The sequence below is a fragment of the Rhodococcus sp. MTM3W5.2 genome (assembly GCF_001984015.1).
GTDB classification, from domain to species: domain Bacteria; phylum Actinomycetota; class Actinomycetes; order Mycobacteriales; family Mycobacteriaceae; genus Rhodococcus_G; species Rhodococcus_G oryzae.
This window is the reverse complement of record NZ_CP019572.1, coordinates 944,498-958,850: the sequence shown is the minus strand read 5'-3', so window position 1 is coordinate 958,850 and position 14,353 is coordinate 944,498. Positions and strand designations below refer to the sequence as shown.

Here is a 14,353-nt window from a genome sequence, read left to right as displayed (position 1 = left end):
GCTACCGTTCCCTAAGTGGAGATTACTCCTCCACTTCCACCTCCACCACTCCACGAGGCGAGGCTCGCTCATGACCACGACGACCACGATCGATCGCCCGCAGACCGGGCCAGGAGATACGACACGGGAGCACCGACTGCGCTGGCTGATCCTGGCCGTCATCGGTCTGGCCCAGCTGATGGTGGTGCTCGACGCGACCATCGTGAACATCGCCCTTCCCGCCGCGCAGCAGGATCTCGGCTTCTCCGACGCGGACCGGCAGTGGGTCGTCACGTCCTACGCGCTCGCCTTCGGCAGCCTGCTACTGCTCGGCGGCCGGCTCAGCGACCTGTTCGGACGCAGGAACACCTTCGTCATCGGCCTCGTCGGCTTCGCGGGCATGTCCGCGCTCGGCGGCGCGGCGGTGAACTTCCCGATGCTGGTGGCCGCGCGCGCCGGTCAGGGCGTCTTCGCGGCCCTGCTCGCGCCCGCTGCGCTGTCGCTGCTGGCCACCACCTTCACCAAGCCGGACGAGCGGGCCAAGGCGTTCGGCGTCTTCGGCGCGGTCGCGGGGGCGGGCGGCGCGGTCGGGCTGCTGCTCGGCGGGATCCTCACCGAGTGGACGTCGTGGCGCTGGAGCCTGTACGTCAACCTCGTGTTCGCGGCCGTGGCGCTGGTCGGCGCGGTCCTCATGATCGCCCCGCACCGGTCGGAGCACCGGCCCAAGCTCGACATCCCTGGCACCATCACGGTTTCCGCCGCGCTCTTCGGCATCGTCTACGGGTTCTCGCACGCCGAGTCCCACGGCTGGTCCGACCCGATGACCATCACCTGGCTGGTCGCAGGCGCCCTCCTGCTCGCGGCGTTCGTGGTCATCGAGACCCGCGTCGCCCACCCGCTGCTCCCGCTCCGAATCGTCCTCGACCGCACCCGCGGCGGGTCGTACCTGGCGATGTTCATCACCGGCTCCGGCATGTTCGCGGTGTTCCTGTTCCTCACCTTCTACCTGCAGACGGTGCTGCAGTACACGCCGATCATCACCGGCGTCGCCTTCCTTCCGATGGTCGCAGGCATGGTGGTCTCCGCGACCACCTCGACCGCCGTGCTGCTGCCGAGGGTCGGGCCACGGGTGCTGATCACCACCGGCCTCGTCGTCGCCGCCGTCGGGCTTGCAGTGCTCGCCCAGATCGAGGTCGACAGCTCGTACGTGACGATCATCCTGCCGGGGCTGGTGCTGCTCGGCCTCGGCATGGGCATGGTGTTCGCGCCCGGCATGCAGGGCGCCATCACGGGCGTCGACCCAGACGACGCGGGGGTCGCCTCCGCGACGGTGAACACCATGCAGCAGGTCGGCGGATCGATCGGCACCGCACTGCTGAGCACCGTCGCCGCGACCGCGGCTACGAGCTTCATGAACGGGCGGGTGCCATCCCAGGAGAACGCGGCCCTCGCCGCCGTGCAGAGCTACACGACGACCTTCTGGTGGGCCGCAGCGATTTTCGTGGTCGGCGCGGCGATCTCGGCGTTCCTGCTCCCCCGCGGTCTGCTGCCCGCCCCGGCCGAGGGGCAGCCGGCCATGGCGCACTGAACCGGATCGCCGCCACGGGCCGTGCTCGACCGCTACGCTCCGACACGGCCCGTGGCCACCCAGGCGAGAAGGAGCACAGATGCCGAAAACCGTTGTGGTCACCGGAGCCAACTCCGGGATCGGCCTCGCGATGGCGCACGAACTGGCGGCCCGCGGGCCACGGTGTGCCTGGCCTGCCGCAATCAGGCGAAGGCGGAGGCCGCCCGCGACGAGATCGTGCGCCGGACCCCCGGCGCCGAGGTCGACGTGCTCTCCCTCGACCTGAGCTCGTTCGAGCACATCCACCGATTCGCGACGGACCTCGCCGCGCGCCACGAGCGCGTCGACGCGCTGATCAACAACGCCGGTGCCTCCCCGCTCAAGCAGCAGTTCACCGTCGAGGGTTTCGAGCTGCAGTTCGGCGCGAACTACCTCGGCCCCTTCCTGCTCACCCACCTGCTGTTGCCGCAACTGCGGCTCGCGGCCGAGCAGACCGGCGACGCGCGGATCGTGCACGTGGCGTCCGTAGCCCACAACATCGGCCGCATCGACCCCGACACGTTCCGCGGCCGCTCGAAGTACCGGCCGTTCCCCGCGTACGCACAGTCCAAGCTGGCCAACCTGATGTTCAACTTCGCCCTCGCCCGGCGGCTGCCCGACGGCCTGAGCACCCACGCGATGCACCCGGGGGGCGTCGACTCCGACATCTACCGGGAACTGCCGCGGCCCGTGCACGCCGCGCTCCGCCCGTTCCTCATCTCCGCCGACCGGGCCGGCCGACTGGGCACCGAACTGGCGCTCTCCCCCGAATACCGGGACCGCTCGGGCGAATACCTCACCGCACAGCGGCCGAACCCGGTCAGCCGACGGGCCCGCGACGTCGCGGCGCAGGAGGCGCTGTACGCCGAGAGCGCCGTGCTCGCCGGGGTGGAGCCGCTCACCCGACGCTGATCACCCCGAGACACACTGGGCCCGACGCGAATCGGCTGCCGCGCGCCTTGACCTCAGCCGCGGTTGAGGTAGCAAGATCTTTCTCATGAAACGTGCACTCGTACTCGGCCCCGGCGGCGTCGTCGGTACGGCGTGGCTGGCCGGACTCACCGTCGGCCTTCGGCGCGCGGGCGTGGACCTGGCCGGTGCCGACCTCATCATCGGCACGTCGGCGGGCGCGATCGTCGCCGCGCTGCTCGCCACCGGCCAGGACCCGGCCCGTCTTGCCACCCTCACCAGATCCGGGAACGGCGCCGCCGACCCTCGCACGCTGACCGAGGTGTTCGCGACGCTCCAGGACCCCGCTCTGGAGCAGGGCGAGAAGCTGCATCGGGTCGGGCGGATGGCCCTCACCGCCGACGTACCCTCCGAACAGACCCATCTCGACCGGACCGCAGCCCTGATCACCGCCCGCGACTGGCCCGAACAGCGCCTCCTGATCACCGCGGTCGACACGGCATCCGGCGAACCCGCGCTATGGGATCGGCACGGGGATGCGTCGCTGGTGCAGGCCGTCGCATCCAGTTACGCGGTGCCCGGCCTCTACCCGCCCATCACGATCAACGGCCGCCGCTACATGGACGGCGCCTTCCGCGCCGGATCCGACGCGGACCTCGCGGCCGGCGCGGGCACGGTGGTCGTCATCGAGCCGCTGGGCCATCTCTACCCCAGCGGCGCCCCTCTCGCCATCGCCCCCGACCGGGCGAGCTTGGACGCCTTCGGGCCCAACCTGCACGACATGTCGGCCTGGGAGAAGTGCTTCGAGGCCGGACTGCGGCAAGCGGTGCCTGCCGTCGACCGCATCGGTGGGCCGTGGAGCGGCACCGACTGAGGAGCCCGCTCACGCAGGCGCCGCTACCCCTGGTACTCGGATTCGAGCACCAGGTCCCTGAGCACCCGCTGGTACTCGACGTGGGTGGGGTGCTCCGTGGTCCGCCACCGCCCGCCCTCCTCCGATCGCATGTAGGCCAGGTAGTCGGGGGCACCGGGGAACCTGACGTTGTCCGCGACCACCCGGCTGCCGGGATGAAGCCAGCCCTCCTCCACGATGCGGAGCAGGTCCGGCAGGTAGGCGCTCTTGAGGTGGTCGACGAACACGAAATCAACTGTGCCGGTATCGATACCGTACTCATCCCGCAGTCGCTTCACGGTCTCGCCACCGTCTCCGATCGACCCGACCACCGAGGTGATGCGCTCGCCGACTCCCGCGTACTCGAAGATCCGCCTGGCGATCGCCTCGTTCGCCGGGTTGATCTCGACGGTGCAGATCGTTGCGTCCGGGGGCATCACCCGCGCCATCCGCAGCGCGCTGTACCCGCAGTACGTCCCGAGCTCGAGCAGCAGCGCTGGCCGGGCGCGCCACACCGCCGCGTCCAGGATCTCGCCCTTCTCGTCGCCGACGTTCATCAGGAACTTCCGGGTGTGTGCGAAGTCGTCGATGGCGCGGATCACGTCGTCGAGGTCCCCGCGACGGGCCGTCGCCAGCACGTGCGCGGCCAGCGCCTCCTCCCGCCCGTCACCGACCTGCCCCTCACCGAGCAGGCGCCTGGCACCGAGCGCGAACCGGATCACCGACCACCGCAGAAACGGCACGGGCTTGCCTGCCAGCCGGTTGGCGATCACCGCCGCACCGACGAAGGCGGCGGCGAACGTCGCAACCACCACCGGTCTCGAGGTCATCTCATCCCCTTCGCCGCTCCCCGCTCAATCGTCGACCCCACGCCGCCACACGGCAACCGTGCACGCCTCAGCCGTTGGCGGCCAGGAAGTGATCCATGCACCGCTCCGCGACCGCCGTGATAGTCAGCGACGGGTTCACCAGCGCCGTGGAACCGGGGATCAGCGAGCCGTCGACGACGTACATGTTGTCGTAGCCTGCAACCCGGCCCTCGTAGTTGCACGCCCGGCCCATCACCATGCCGCCGAGTCCGTGGAAGGTCGCGGCGCTGCCGAATCCGGCGAGCCGCGGGTAGATCGGGATGCCGTTCGCCGGGTACCCGTGCGCCACGTCCGCCCGTTCGTGGAACCGGCCCGCGAACCGACGCCCGCGGGCGTCGACATCGCTGTCGGCCTCGCCGTGCGGGTAGTTCAGTTCGGCCCGGCCAAGCGCGGGGTTGTAGTCGATGGAACCCCGCTCGCTCGTGATCAACTGGATCAGGTTGGTGCTGGTGTTGCCGCCCGCGATCTCCGGGAACGGCGCCGCCTGCCACGACATCGCGACCGTCCCGTCGGGTGTGTCGTCGTCGTAGAGGGCCGCGACGCCGGGGCCCGCCTGCTTGGCGCCGTACTCGCGGTGCGTCAGGGTGCGCGAGATGAGGAAGTCGCCGTTGTTGCCGAAGCCCTTGCCCACGTGCTCGTTCAGCCTCGGCAGCGCGCCCTTCGCCTTCGCGGTCACCAGCAGCGCGCTGGTGTAGAACGAGCCGGCCGCCATGAACAGGTAGTCCGCGACCAGTCGCTTGTGCTCGAGGACGGCCCCGTACTCGTCGATGCGCTTGACGGTGACCTCGAACCCGTTCTGCCCCTGCACCTCCCGGATCTCGATGACCTCGTGCAGCGGCAACACCGTGACGTTGCCGGTCGCCTCGGCCCTCGGCAGGTAGTTGTGATCGACGCTGTTCTTCGCCCCGGAGTTGATGCCGTACGGGCCCTCGCCGACGGTCACCGACGGGCGCCGCGTCCCGGCCAACTCTTCGCGCACCAGGTCCCAGTCGACGCAGAAGTCGTGGAAGGACGGCTGGCCACCGTAGTCCGCGACGTCGGCGAGCCACGCCCGCGCGCCCTTGTAGGCGGGGTGGGCGAGCAGGTCGGCGGGCAGCGGCGAGGTGCCGAGCGAGGCCCGCGCCCGCGGGTAGTACACCCGGTCCAGCTCGCCGTAGTCGATCTGCCGCGGGAAGACCTGCTCGAAGTCGCGCCGCCGCGGCTGCGGGGTGTAGGTGCCGAACACCAGCGACCCGCCGCCGACGCCGGCCCCGTAGACCGAGTTGATGCCGTTGCCCCTGACCTCGTCGACGACGCCGACGTAGCGCTGGATCGGCTGCAGCTGGGTCAGTGGGTTGATGTACGGCCGGTCGTGCAGCCAGGACGCGCGGCCGTCCGGCGCGTCCAGCGTGGCGAACGTGTTGCCGGCCGGATCGATCGGCCAACGCCTGCCGCGCTCGAGGACCGTGGTCTCGATGCCCGCCATGCCCAGCCGCAGGGCGGCCACCGCGCCGCCGAACCCGCTGCCGACGACGATCGCGGTCTTGCCGCCCGGCGGCGCGGCCTGTGCCGCGGCGGTGTGGGTGGCGAGCGGGCCGAACGCCGCGGCGCCCAGGCCGAGCGCGGCACCGCGCAGAACGGAACGACGGGACAAGCGAGGCGAGTCCATCTTCGGAATCTAGTCCTCCCGGCCGCGGTCGGGAGGGGAATTGTCAGGCGCCCGCGCCGTCGGCGAAGACGGTGTCGAGCACCCGCCTGCCCCGCGGGCTCAGCCGGTAGCCGGCCTCCGGGCTCTCGGCGAGCCGAGAAGAGACGTGTTGTTGGAAGACAACCTGCCCGGGCAGCTCGGCTCTCCGCCGCCGTTGACGACATCGAGCTCCGGGTCTACCCCATTCCGTAGCAGAAGCCGCTGGGATTGCGGAGACAGCTGTTCGGATTGAGCGCGAGTTCGATAGCCAAAAGGAGATCGTTGGCGATGTCGCTGGATCCGGCCGCCGCGTTGGATCCGGCCACGGAAGTGACGCCGAGGGAACCGGCGGTCGGGGTGGATTCGGCGAGGGTGGCGCCCGCAACGCCGGATCCGGCGGCGAGGCCACCGGCGAGCACGGCCGACGCGACGACCATGGATGCGATACGACCGATCGTTGGACCGCGCATGTATCAAGCTCCGTTCAGCAGGTGATCAGATGGGACGCGTCGCAAGCGTCGGCTTTCGCCGATCCTGAATACGCTGCGCGTCACCCTACTGCCCACAAGCCGGTCTGATACACGAATCCATATACGCTGCGGCACTGAATAATTCGTTAAACACAATGAACAGCTCGCTGCCCGGCACCGCGTGGACCCCAATCGCCAAGCCCGCCTGATTCGCCGAATGTTGCACCCCGCCAGCATGTCTCGATAGCCGTCGTTGATCTCCTCGAGTCGGCACTGGTTGGTGACCATGCCGTCGAGGTTCAGCTTGCCCACCTTGTACATCGACAGCAGGGGCGGGATGTCGTCGTAGGGGTGGAGCCGGCGAAGATGGTGCCGACGACGATCGCGGTCTTGCCGCCCGGCGGCGCGGCCTGTGCCGCGGCGGTGTGGGTGGCGAGCGGGCCGAACGCCGCGGCGCCAAGGCCGAGCGCGGCACCGCGCAGAACGGAACGACGGGACAAGCGAGGCGAGTCCGTCTTCGGAATCTAGTCCTCCCGGCCGCGGGTGGGAGGGGAATCGTCAGGCGCCCGCGCCGTCGGCGAACAAGGTCTCGAGCACCCGCTTGCCCCGCGGGCTCAGCCGGTAGCCGACCTCCAGGCTCTCGGTGAGCCCGAGTTCCTTGAGCCGGCGCACCCGGATCTTGAACGGCTGCCGCTCCATCGACATCGCCTCCGCCAGCTCGGTCGAGACCACAGCGGGGCGTTCGCCGATCAGGCGCAGGGTGGCCTCGGTCCAGGCCCCGTTCGCGTCCATCCGCGCCAGCCGCCGCCGCAGCTTCTCGAGTTCGGCCCCGGACAGCTCGGCGTTCTCCCGCAGCGCCTGGCGCGGATCGGCGCCGCCGTAGCGCAGCGCGATCCGGTACAGGATCGGACCGTGTGCCTTCTTGTCGACGAAGGCGAGCAACTTCTCGGCCGACGGGAACCCGGCCGCCTCGGCGTCGGCGTCCGACACCTCCGCGGGCATGATCTCCTCGACCGCGTCGAACGCGATCACCCCCACCGCCGTCCGCTGGCTCGACCCCGCCCGCACCCGCGCGCGGTCCCACCGCCGGAACGCGAGCGTCACCGCGCCGGCCCTGATGCCCTCGAGGTGCGCCGCGGTGAAGATCACGGCTCAGTCCACCAGGCCCAGCGCCTGCAACCGCTCGAACACCAACCGCGAACCGGGCGCCGTCTCGGGCATCGCGGCGTACTCGTCGACGGTGAAGTACCGGAGCTCGGCGATCTCGCTCGTCGCGGTCGGCTCGTCGGTCAGGTCCGCGAGGAAACACGTCATGTGCAGCCGGGTCCCGGCCGGGTGCCCGAAGGCCTCCGCCTCGAACACGCCCAGCGTACTGAGCGTCCCCTCGACGACGCCCGCGTCGAGCTCCTCACGAATCTCCCTGTGCAGAGCCTCTTCCGGGGTTTCGCCCGGGTCGATCTTGCCGCCTGCCATGTAGAAGGCCGACTTGCCTGCGGAGCGGGCCTGCAGCATGCGGCGGTCCCGGATGTGGGCGAGGGCGACGGTCCTGATCTCGGCCATGCGGACACCGTAGGCGCTGACGCGCCCGTGCGCACATAGCAAGTCCAGGGACTCGCCAACCGCGCACGGGTGGCGAAGCCGCCTGCGTTCGGACGGCGGGCATCCACTAAACTCGGACATCGAGCCCCGGATACCTCCGGGGCGTATTGACACCCCGCCGCCGCACACGACAAACGACGGAGTGCCCATTGCTTGCTGTCCTGCTCGCCCACGCGATCGCCGCCGTCCTGGCGCCGCTTGTGGTGCGAGCGATGGGCCGCAACGCTTTCCTCCCGCTGGCCCTGGTGCCGCTGGCGAGCCTCGGCTGGGTGATCAAGAACTGGGGCACCCAGCAGAGCCTGCACATCCAGTGGGCGCCCGGGCTGTCGATGGACATCGACATGCGGTTCGACGCCCTCGCCGCGATCATGTCCGCGCTGATCCTCGGGATCGGCAGCCTCGTGCTGGTCTACTGCTCGCGGTACTTCACCGACGACGAGCCCCGCCTCGGCATCTTCGCCGCCGAGATGGTCGCGTTCGCCGGCGCCATGTTCGGCCTGGTCACCAGCGACAACATGCTCATCCTGTACACCTTCTGGGAACTGACCACGGTGCTCTCGTTCCTGTTGGTCGGGCACTACGCGGAGCGGGCGTCGAGCCGCCGCGCCGCCACCCAGGCGCTGCTGGTGACCACCGCGGGCGGCCTCGCGATGCTGGTCGGCTTCCTCATCCTGGGCCAGGTCGGCGGCAGCTACCTGATCTCCGACCTGCTCGCCGACCCGCCCGGCGGCTGGCTCGCCGGGGTCGGCGTTGTGCTGGTGCTCATCGGCGCGCTGTCGAAGTCCGCGATCGTGCCGATGCATTTCTGGCTGCCAGGCGCGATGGCGGCCCCGACACCGGTCAGCGCCTACCTGCACGCGGCGGCGATGGTGAAGGCGGGCATCTACCTCGTCGCCCGGCTCGCGCCCGGGTTCGCGGACTCCGCGCCGTGGCGGGTCACCGTGATCACGCTCGGGCTGGCGTCGATGCTGCTCGCGGGCTGGCGGTCGCTGCGGGCCTTCGACCTGAAGCTGATCCTCGCCTTCGGCACCGTCAGCCAGCTGGGCTTCCTCATCACCCTGGTCGGGATCGGCGACCGGAACGCCGCGCTGGCAGGCATCACCATGGTGGTCGCGCACGCGATGTTCAAGGCCGCGCTGTTCATGGTGGTCGGCGTCATCGACCACACCACCGGCACCCGAGACATCCGCAAGCTGGCCCACCTGGGCAAGCGCGCCCCTGCGCTGTGCGTCATCGCGGTCCTCGCCGCCGCCAGCATGGCGGGGCTACCGCCGTTCCTCGGCTTCGTCGGCAAGGAGGGCGCCCTCGAGGCGATCGCCACCACCGGCGCGCTGAGCCCGCCCGTGCGGACCCTGGTGCTCGCCACGGTCGTCGCCGGCTCGATCCTGACCGTGACCTACAGCATCCGCTTCATCTGGGGCGCCTTCGGCCGCAAACAGCTCAAGCGGCCGAGCCCGGCCGTCCAGGGCATGCACGCCGCAGGCCCGCTGTTCCTGTTCGTCCCCGCCCTGCTCGCCGTCGGCGGACTGGCCGCAGGCCTGGCGGCTCCGGCGATGGACCGCCTGCTCAGCCCGTACGCGCAGACGCTGCCCGCCTACGGGAACGCCGACTACCACCTCGCGCTGTGGCACGGTTTCGGCCTGCCGCTGTACCTGACCATGCTGGTGATCGGCTGCGGCGCCGTGCTGTTCGTCGCGCACCGCTGGGTCAGCCGGCTGCGCTTCGAGCATCCGCCGCTCGGCAACGCCGACCGCGTGTACGACGCAACCCTGCGCGCGATGGACACCATCTCGATCAAGCTGACCGGCACCACCCAGCGCGGTTCGCTGCCGCTGACGCAGGCGTCGATCCTCGTCACCCTGGTGCTGCTGCCGACGATCCTGCTGGTGTTGAACACCGACACCGGGGTCCGGCTGCGGCTGTGGGAATCCCCGATCCAGTTCGCGGTCGGGCTGATCATGATCGCCGCCGCGCTCGCCGCGACCGTGATGCGCAACCGCCTGGCCAGCGTCATCCTGGTCGGCGTCGGCGGCTACGGCTGCGGCGTCATCTTCGCCCTCGACGGCGCGCCGGACCTGGCCCTGACCCAGTTCCTGGTGGAGACCCTGACCCTGGTGATCTTCGTGCTGGTGCTGCGCAAGCTGCCCGCCGAGACCGACGAGCGCCAGTCGGTCGGCTTCAAGGTGCCGCGCGCCCTGCTCGGCGCTGCGGTCGGCGCCACCGTCACGGCGCTCGGTGCGTACGCGATGAACGCCCGCAACACCGCGCCGATCTCGCTGCAGCTGCCCGAGGCCGCCTACACGATCGGCAACGGCAAGAACGTGGTGAACGTGCTGCTGGTCGACATCCGCGCCTGGGACACCCTCGGCGAGATCTCGGTGCTGCTGGTCGCCGCGACCGGCGTCGCCTCGCTGGTGTTCCGGACCCGACGGTTCGGCACCGCACCGCGTGTGTCCGACGCACCGGGGGCCGAGGAAGCCGCGTCGAGCTCGGAGACCACCTGGCTGCGCGGCGGCGACCTGATCGACCCCCGGCACCGGTCGCTGGTCCTGGAGATCACCACCCGGATGATCTTCCCGACGATGATGGTGCTGTCCGTCTACTTCTTCTTCTCCGGCCACAACGCGCCGGGCGGCGGCTTCGCGGGCGGGCTCACCGCCGGCCTGGCACTGGTGCTTCGGTACCTGGCGGGCGGCCGCTACGAGCTCGGCGAGGCGGTCCCCATCGACGCGGGCAAGATCCTCGGGCTCGGCCTGATGTTCTCCGCGGGCACCGCGATGGCGTCGCTGTTCCTCGGCGCCCCCGCGCTCTCGTCCGCGACCCTGGAGGTCACGCTGCCGCTGCTCGGCCACATCAAGATGGTGACCGCGATCTTCTTCGACCTCGGCGTGTACCTGATCGTCGTCGGACTCGTGCTCGACGTGCTGCGCAGCCTCGGCGCGCGTCTGGACGCGGAGGTCGAGGTGAACGCCCGATGAGCGCGAACTTCGGCATCCTCATCGTGGTCGGCGTGCTGATCGCCTGCGGGGTGTACCTGCTGCTCGAGCGCAGCATCACCAAGATGCTGCTGGGGCTGCTGCTGTTCGGCAACGGTGTGAACCTGCTCATCCTCACCGTCGGCGGGCCCCCGGGCAGCGCTCCCATCGTCGGGCGGACCAACGCGGTGTACGACACCATGGCCGACCCGCTGGCGCAGGCGATGATCCTGACCGCGATCGTGATCACCATGGGCATCGCGGCGTTCGTGATGGCGCTTGCCTACCGGTCGTACAAGATCAACACCAAGGACGCTGTCGAGAACGACCCCGAGGACACCAAGGTGATCCGCCGCCGCAGCCCCGCCGAGGCACCGGATCACGACCGCTCCGACGACCCGATCACCGGTGACTCCACCTTCGGCGGCGACGCCTTCGACGACAAGGGCAATCCGATCCCGCTCGAACAGCTCAAGAATCTCGAGGACCTCGAGTGCTACGAGGACCTGCGCGAGGGCGACTTCGACGAGTTCGACCCGGACGGCGACGGACCGATCCGGGTTCCTGGCGGTGATCGCGAATGACCCTGTCCCCCGACCTGATCCACACCCTGATCCCGCTGCCCGTGCTGGTGCCCATGCTCGCCGCGGCGGTCACCCTCATCGGCGGCCGCAGGCCGCGGTTCCAGCGCGCGGTCACGATGTCCGCGCTCGTGATCGGCCTGGTCGTCGCCTGCCTGCTGCTCTACCTCACCGACCGGGACGGCATCGCCACGCTGCAGGTCGGCGGCTGGGACTCGCCGATCGGCATCACCCTGGTGGTGGACCAGTTGTCGGCGGTGATGCTGGTGGTCTCGAGCATCGTGCTGCTCACCGTCATGGGGTTCGCGGTCGGGCAGGGCATCCACGACGGCACCGAACGTCAGCCGGTGTCGATCTTCCTACCCACCTACCTGGCGCTGACCGCGGGCATCTCCAACGCGTTCCTGGCGGGCGACCTGTTCAACCTGTACGTCGGGTTCGAGGTGCTGCTCGCCGCGTCGTTCGTGCTGCTGACGCTGGGCGCGAGCGCCGACCGGGTGCGCGCGGGCGTCTCCTACGTGATGGTCTCGATGGTGTCCTCGCTGATCTTCCTGGTCGGCATCGCCCTCGCCTACGCCGCCACCGGCACCCTCAACCTGGCCCAGATGGCCACCCGGCTCGACGGCATCCCGGTCGGCACCAGGACCGCGGTCTTCGGCGTGCTGCTGGTCGCGTTCGGCATCAAGGCCGCGGTGTTCCCGCTCTCGACCTGGCTGCCGGACTCGTACCCGACCGCTCCCGCCCCTGTCACGGCCGTGTTCGCGGGCCTGCTCACCAAGGTCGGCGTGTACGCGATCATCAGGGCGCACACCCTGCTGTTCCCGCAGGGCGAGCTCGACAACGTGCTGATGATCTGCGGCCTGCTCACCATGCTGGTCGGCATCTTCGGCGCCATCGCGCAGACCGACATCAAACGGCTGCTCTCGTTCACCCTGGTCAGCCACATCGGCTACATGGTGTTCGGCATCGCGCTGTCCACCCAGCAGGGCCTGTCCGGCGCCATCTACTACGTCGCGCACCACATCATCGTGCAGACCGCACTGTTCCTGGTGGTGGGCCTGATCGAGCGGCAGGCCGGGTCGTCCTCGCTGCGCCGGCTCGGCGGGCTGGCCGCGGCCAGCCCGGTGCTGGCACTGGTGTTCCTGGTGCCCGCGCTGAACCTGGCGGGCATCCCGCCGTTCTCCGGCTTCATCGGGAAGGTCGCCCTGCTGCAGGCAGGCGTCGCCCACCCGAGCGCGTTGTCCTGGGTGCTGGTCGCGGGCGGCACCGTCACGAGCCTGCTCACCCTGTACGTGGTGGCCCGGGTGTGGACGAAGGCGTTCTGGCGCTCGCGCGCCGACGCCCCCGAGGGCGACCTCGCCGACGTCAGCCCGTCCGCCCTGATCGACGAGTCCGAGGAGGACATCGCCTTCGACGACCGCGCCGACGTCGGCCGGATGCCCGCGCTGATGCTGATCCCCACGATCGGCGTGGTCGTGGTCGGCCTGGCCCTGACCGTGTTCGCCGGCCAGTTCATCGCGATCACCGACCGCGCGGCCGCGGATCTGCGGGACCGCTCGATCTACATCGACGCCGTCCTCGGACCCGGGTACGCCGAGCAGGCCGCCGCGACGGGGGGTACGCGATGAACCGGGAAGGGGTGCTCCGCGCCGGGGTCCTGGTGTGGCTGACCACGGTGTGGATCCTGCTGTGGGGCAACATCAGCGTCGCGAACGTCCTCGGCGGCCTTGCTGTCGGGGTGCTGATCATGGTGCTGCTCCCGCTGCCGCGGGTACCGGTCGAGGGCCGGATCCACCTGTGGTCGATCGCCAAGCTGGTCGGGCTCTGCATCGTGTACGCGGCGCAGTCGAGCGCGCAGGTGGCCTGGCTGGCGGTGCGGCCCGGTCCGCCCCCGGTGACCGGCGTGCTGCGCGCCCGGTTGGCCATCAAGTCCGACCTGGTGCTGACCCTGTGCATCGACGTGCTCAACCTGATCCCCGGCACCATGGTGCTGGAGGTGGATCAGGTCAAGCGGATGGTGTACGTGCACGTGCTCGACGTGGGCACCGACAAGGCCGTCGACCAGTTCTACCGGACCGTGCGTCAGCTGGAGCGGCTGTTCATCGCCTCGTTCGAGCGCGACGAGGAGTGGAAGCCCTCGCCGTGGCACGTGGACAACCCCGTCTTCGACCCCTCCGCGCTCAAGCCCACCGACCGAAAGGATCTGCCGTGACGACAGTGCTCGTGATCGCCGGGGTGATGCTGTCGGTGGCCGCCGTGATGACCTCGTACCGACTGCTCGACGGGCCGTCCACGCTGGACCGTCTGGTCGCGATGGACACCCTGGTCGCGGTGGCCATCTGCGGGCTCGCGGTGTGGGCCGCCTACAGCCTCGACACCACGCTTGTGCCCGCCATCGTCGCGCTCTCCCTTGTCGGCTTCGTCGGCTCGGTGAGCGTGGCACGGTTCCGGGTGCGTGACGACCAGTGAGCACCGTCCTCGAGGTCGTCGCAGCCGTTCTCATCCTGCTGGGCGCGCTGCTCGCCATGACCGCGGCCATCGGGATCGTGCGCTTCCCGGACACCCTCTCCCGCATGCACGCAGCGACCAAGCCCCAGGTGATCGGCCTGGTGCTGGTCTTGATCGGGGCGGTGATCCGGCTGCGGGGCAACGTCGACATCTGGATGCTGGTGCTGGTAGGGCTGTTCACCCTGCTGACCGCACCGGTCATCGCGCACACGGTCGGCCGGGTGGCCTACCGCGAGCAGCGCAGCCGCGACGGGCTCGGCATCGTCGGGGACCTCGACCGCCGGGACGGGCCGGAGTAG

General features: G+C 70.1%; 14 protein-coding genes and 1 pseudogene. 9 read left to right on the top strand and 6 right to left on the bottom strand.

What is annotated here, in order from left to right:
* Positions 1 to 70 precede the first annotated feature (70 nt).
* The 3 genes from BTZ20_RS04570 to BTZ20_RS04560 all read left to right on the top strand — a co-directional run bounded on the left by BTZ20_RS04570 (position 71) and on the right by BTZ20_RS04560 (position 3,368).
* Positions 71 to 1,567 (top strand): MFS transporter, encoded by a 1,497-nt coding sequence (locus BTZ20_RS04570; protein WP_077040547.1) that lies wholly within the window; start codon positions 71 to 73, stop codon positions 1,565 to 1,567.
* A gap of 162 nt (positions 1,568 to 1,729) precedes the next feature.
* Positions 1,730 to 2,497, top strand: a complete 768-nt coding sequence (locus BTZ20_RS04565) for an SDR family NAD(P)-dependent oxidoreductase (protein ID WP_262982542.1) — start codon at positions 1,730 to 1,732, stop codon at positions 2,495 to 2,497.
* A gap of 85 nt (positions 2,498 to 2,582) precedes the next feature.
* Positions 2,583 to 3,368, top strand: a complete 786-nt coding sequence (locus BTZ20_RS04560; RefSeq protein WP_077040546.1) for a patatin-like phospholipase family protein — start codon at positions 2,583 to 2,585, stop codon at positions 3,366 to 3,368.
* Positions 3,369 to 3,391: 23 nt separating this feature from the next.
* Here BTZ20_RS04560 and BTZ20_RS04555 read toward each other — a convergent pair whose 3' ends face one another.
* The 6 genes and pseudogenes from BTZ20_RS04555 to BTZ20_RS04535 all read right to left on the bottom strand — a co-directional run bounded on the left by BTZ20_RS04555 (position 3,392) and on the right by BTZ20_RS04535 (position 7,951).
* Entirely contained in the window at positions 3,392 to 4,216 is an 825-nt protein-coding gene (locus tag BTZ20_RS04555; protein WP_083742522.1) for an O-methyltransferase, read from the bottom strand.
* Positions 4,217 to 4,283: 67 nt separating this feature from the next.
* Positions 4,284 to 5,903 carry a GMC oxidoreductase gene (locus tag BTZ20_RS04550; protein ID WP_077040545.1) on the bottom strand — a complete coding sequence of 540 codons (1,620 nt, stop codon included), beginning with the start codon at positions 5,901 to 5,903 and terminating at the stop codon, positions 4,284 to 4,286.
* A gap of 215 nt (positions 5,904 to 6,118) precedes the next feature.
* On the bottom strand, positions 6,119 to 6,391 hold the full coding sequence (locus BTZ20_RS04545; RefSeq protein ID WP_145982209.1) for a hypothetical protein: 273 nt from the start codon (positions 6,389 to 6,391) through the stop codon (positions 6,119 to 6,121).
* Positions 6,392 to 6,592: 201 nt separating this feature from the next.
* Positions 6,593 to 6,765: pseudogene (locus tag BTZ20_RS27690) on the bottom strand (alcohol dehydrogenase); the annotation flags it as partial.
* 184 nt (positions 6,766 to 6,949) lie between these two features.
* On the bottom strand, positions 6,950 to 7,540 hold the full coding sequence (locus BTZ20_RS04540; protein WP_077040543.1) for a hypothetical protein: 591 nt from the start codon (positions 7,538 to 7,540) through the stop codon (positions 6,950 to 6,952).
* 3 nt (positions 7,541 to 7,543) lie between these two features.
* A complete protein-coding gene (locus tag BTZ20_RS04535; protein ID WP_027501263.1) occupies positions 7,544 to 7,951 on the bottom strand; it encodes an NUDIX hydrolase in 408 nt (135 codons plus the stop codon).
* A gap of 188 nt (positions 7,952 to 8,139) precedes the next feature.
* On the opposite strand from BTZ20_RS04535, the gene BTZ20_RS04530 reads away from it, so the two are divergent.
* The 6 genes from BTZ20_RS04530 to mnhG are packed head-to-tail and all read left to right on the top strand — an operon-like array spanning position 8,140 to position 14,353.
* Positions 8,140 to 10,968 carry a Na+/H+ antiporter subunit A gene (locus BTZ20_RS04530; RefSeq protein WP_077040542.1) on the top strand — a complete coding sequence of 943 codons (2,829 nt, stop codon included), beginning with the start codon at positions 8,140 to 8,142 and terminating at the stop codon, positions 10,966 to 10,968.
* On the top strand, positions 10,965 to 11,549 hold the full coding sequence (locus tag BTZ20_RS04525; RefSeq protein ID WP_077040541.1) for a Na(+)/H(+) antiporter subunit C: 585 nt from the start codon (positions 10,965 to 10,967) through the stop codon (positions 11,547 to 11,549). The genes BTZ20_RS04530 and BTZ20_RS04525 overlap by 4 nt, the downstream gene beginning before the upstream one ends.
* Positions 11,546 to 13,174 (top strand): Na+/H+ antiporter subunit D, encoded by a 1,629-nt coding sequence (locus tag BTZ20_RS04520; RefSeq protein ID WP_077040540.1) that lies wholly within the window; start codon positions 11,546 to 11,548, stop codon positions 13,172 to 13,174. Before BTZ20_RS04525 ends, BTZ20_RS04520 begins: the two co-directional genes overlap by 4 nt.
* Entirely contained in the window at positions 13,171 to 13,758 is a 588-nt protein-coding gene (locus BTZ20_RS04515) for a Na+/H+ antiporter subunit E (RefSeq protein ID WP_077040539.1), read from the top strand. The genes BTZ20_RS04520 and BTZ20_RS04515 overlap by 4 nt, the downstream gene beginning before the upstream one ends.
* Positions 13,755 to 14,015, top strand: a complete 261-nt coding sequence (locus BTZ20_RS04510) for a monovalent cation/H+ antiporter complex subunit F (protein WP_027501268.1) — start codon at positions 13,755 to 13,757, stop codon at positions 14,013 to 14,015. The genes BTZ20_RS04515 and BTZ20_RS04510 overlap by 4 nt, the downstream gene beginning before the upstream one ends.
* A complete protein-coding gene (gene mnhG / locus BTZ20_RS04505; protein WP_077040538.1) occupies positions 14,012 to 14,353 on the top strand; it encodes a monovalent cation/H(+) antiporter subunit G in 342 nt (113 codons plus the stop codon). The genes BTZ20_RS04510 and mnhG overlap by 4 nt, the downstream gene beginning before the upstream one ends.

What these genes read in the sequence shown, in the direction of transcription:
- BTZ20_RS04570 (WP_077040547.1), top strand. Translation starts at nt 71, where the DNA reads ATGACCACGACGACCACGATCGATCGCCCGCAGACCGGGCCAGGAGAT.
- BTZ20_RS04545 (WP_145982209.1), bottom strand. Translation starts at nt 6,391, where the DNA reads ATGCGCGGTCCAACGATCGGTCGTATCGCATCCATGGTCGTCGCGTCG.
- BTZ20_RS04520 (WP_077040540.1), top strand. Translation starts at nt 11,546, where the DNA reads ATGACCCTGTCCCCCGACCTGATCCACACCCTGATCCCGCTGCCCGTG.
- BTZ20_RS04555 (WP_083742522.1), bottom strand. Translation starts at nt 4,216, where the DNA reads ATGACCTCGAGACCGGTGGTGGTTGCGACGTTCGCCGCCGCCTTCGTC.
- BTZ20_RS04515 (WP_077040539.1), top strand. Translation starts at nt 13,171, where the DNA reads ATGAACCGGGAAGGGGTGCTCCGCGCCGGGGTCCTGGTGTGGCTGACC.
- BTZ20_RS04560 (WP_077040546.1), top strand. Translation starts at nt 2,583, where the DNA reads ATGAAACGTGCACTCGTACTCGGCCCCGGCGGCGTCGTCGGTACGGCG.
- BTZ20_RS04525 (WP_077040541.1), top strand. Translation starts at nt 10,965, where the DNA reads ATGAGCGCGAACTTCGGCATCCTCATCGTGGTCGGCGTGCTGATCGCC.
- BTZ20_RS04550 (WP_077040545.1), bottom strand. Translation starts at nt 5,903, where the DNA reads ATGGACTCGCCTCGCTTGTCCCGTCGTTCCGTTCTGCGCGGTGCCGCG.
- BTZ20_RS04535 (WP_027501263.1), bottom strand. Translation starts at nt 7,951, where the DNA reads ATGGCCGAGATCAGGACCGTCGCCCTCGCCCACATCCGGGACCGCCGC.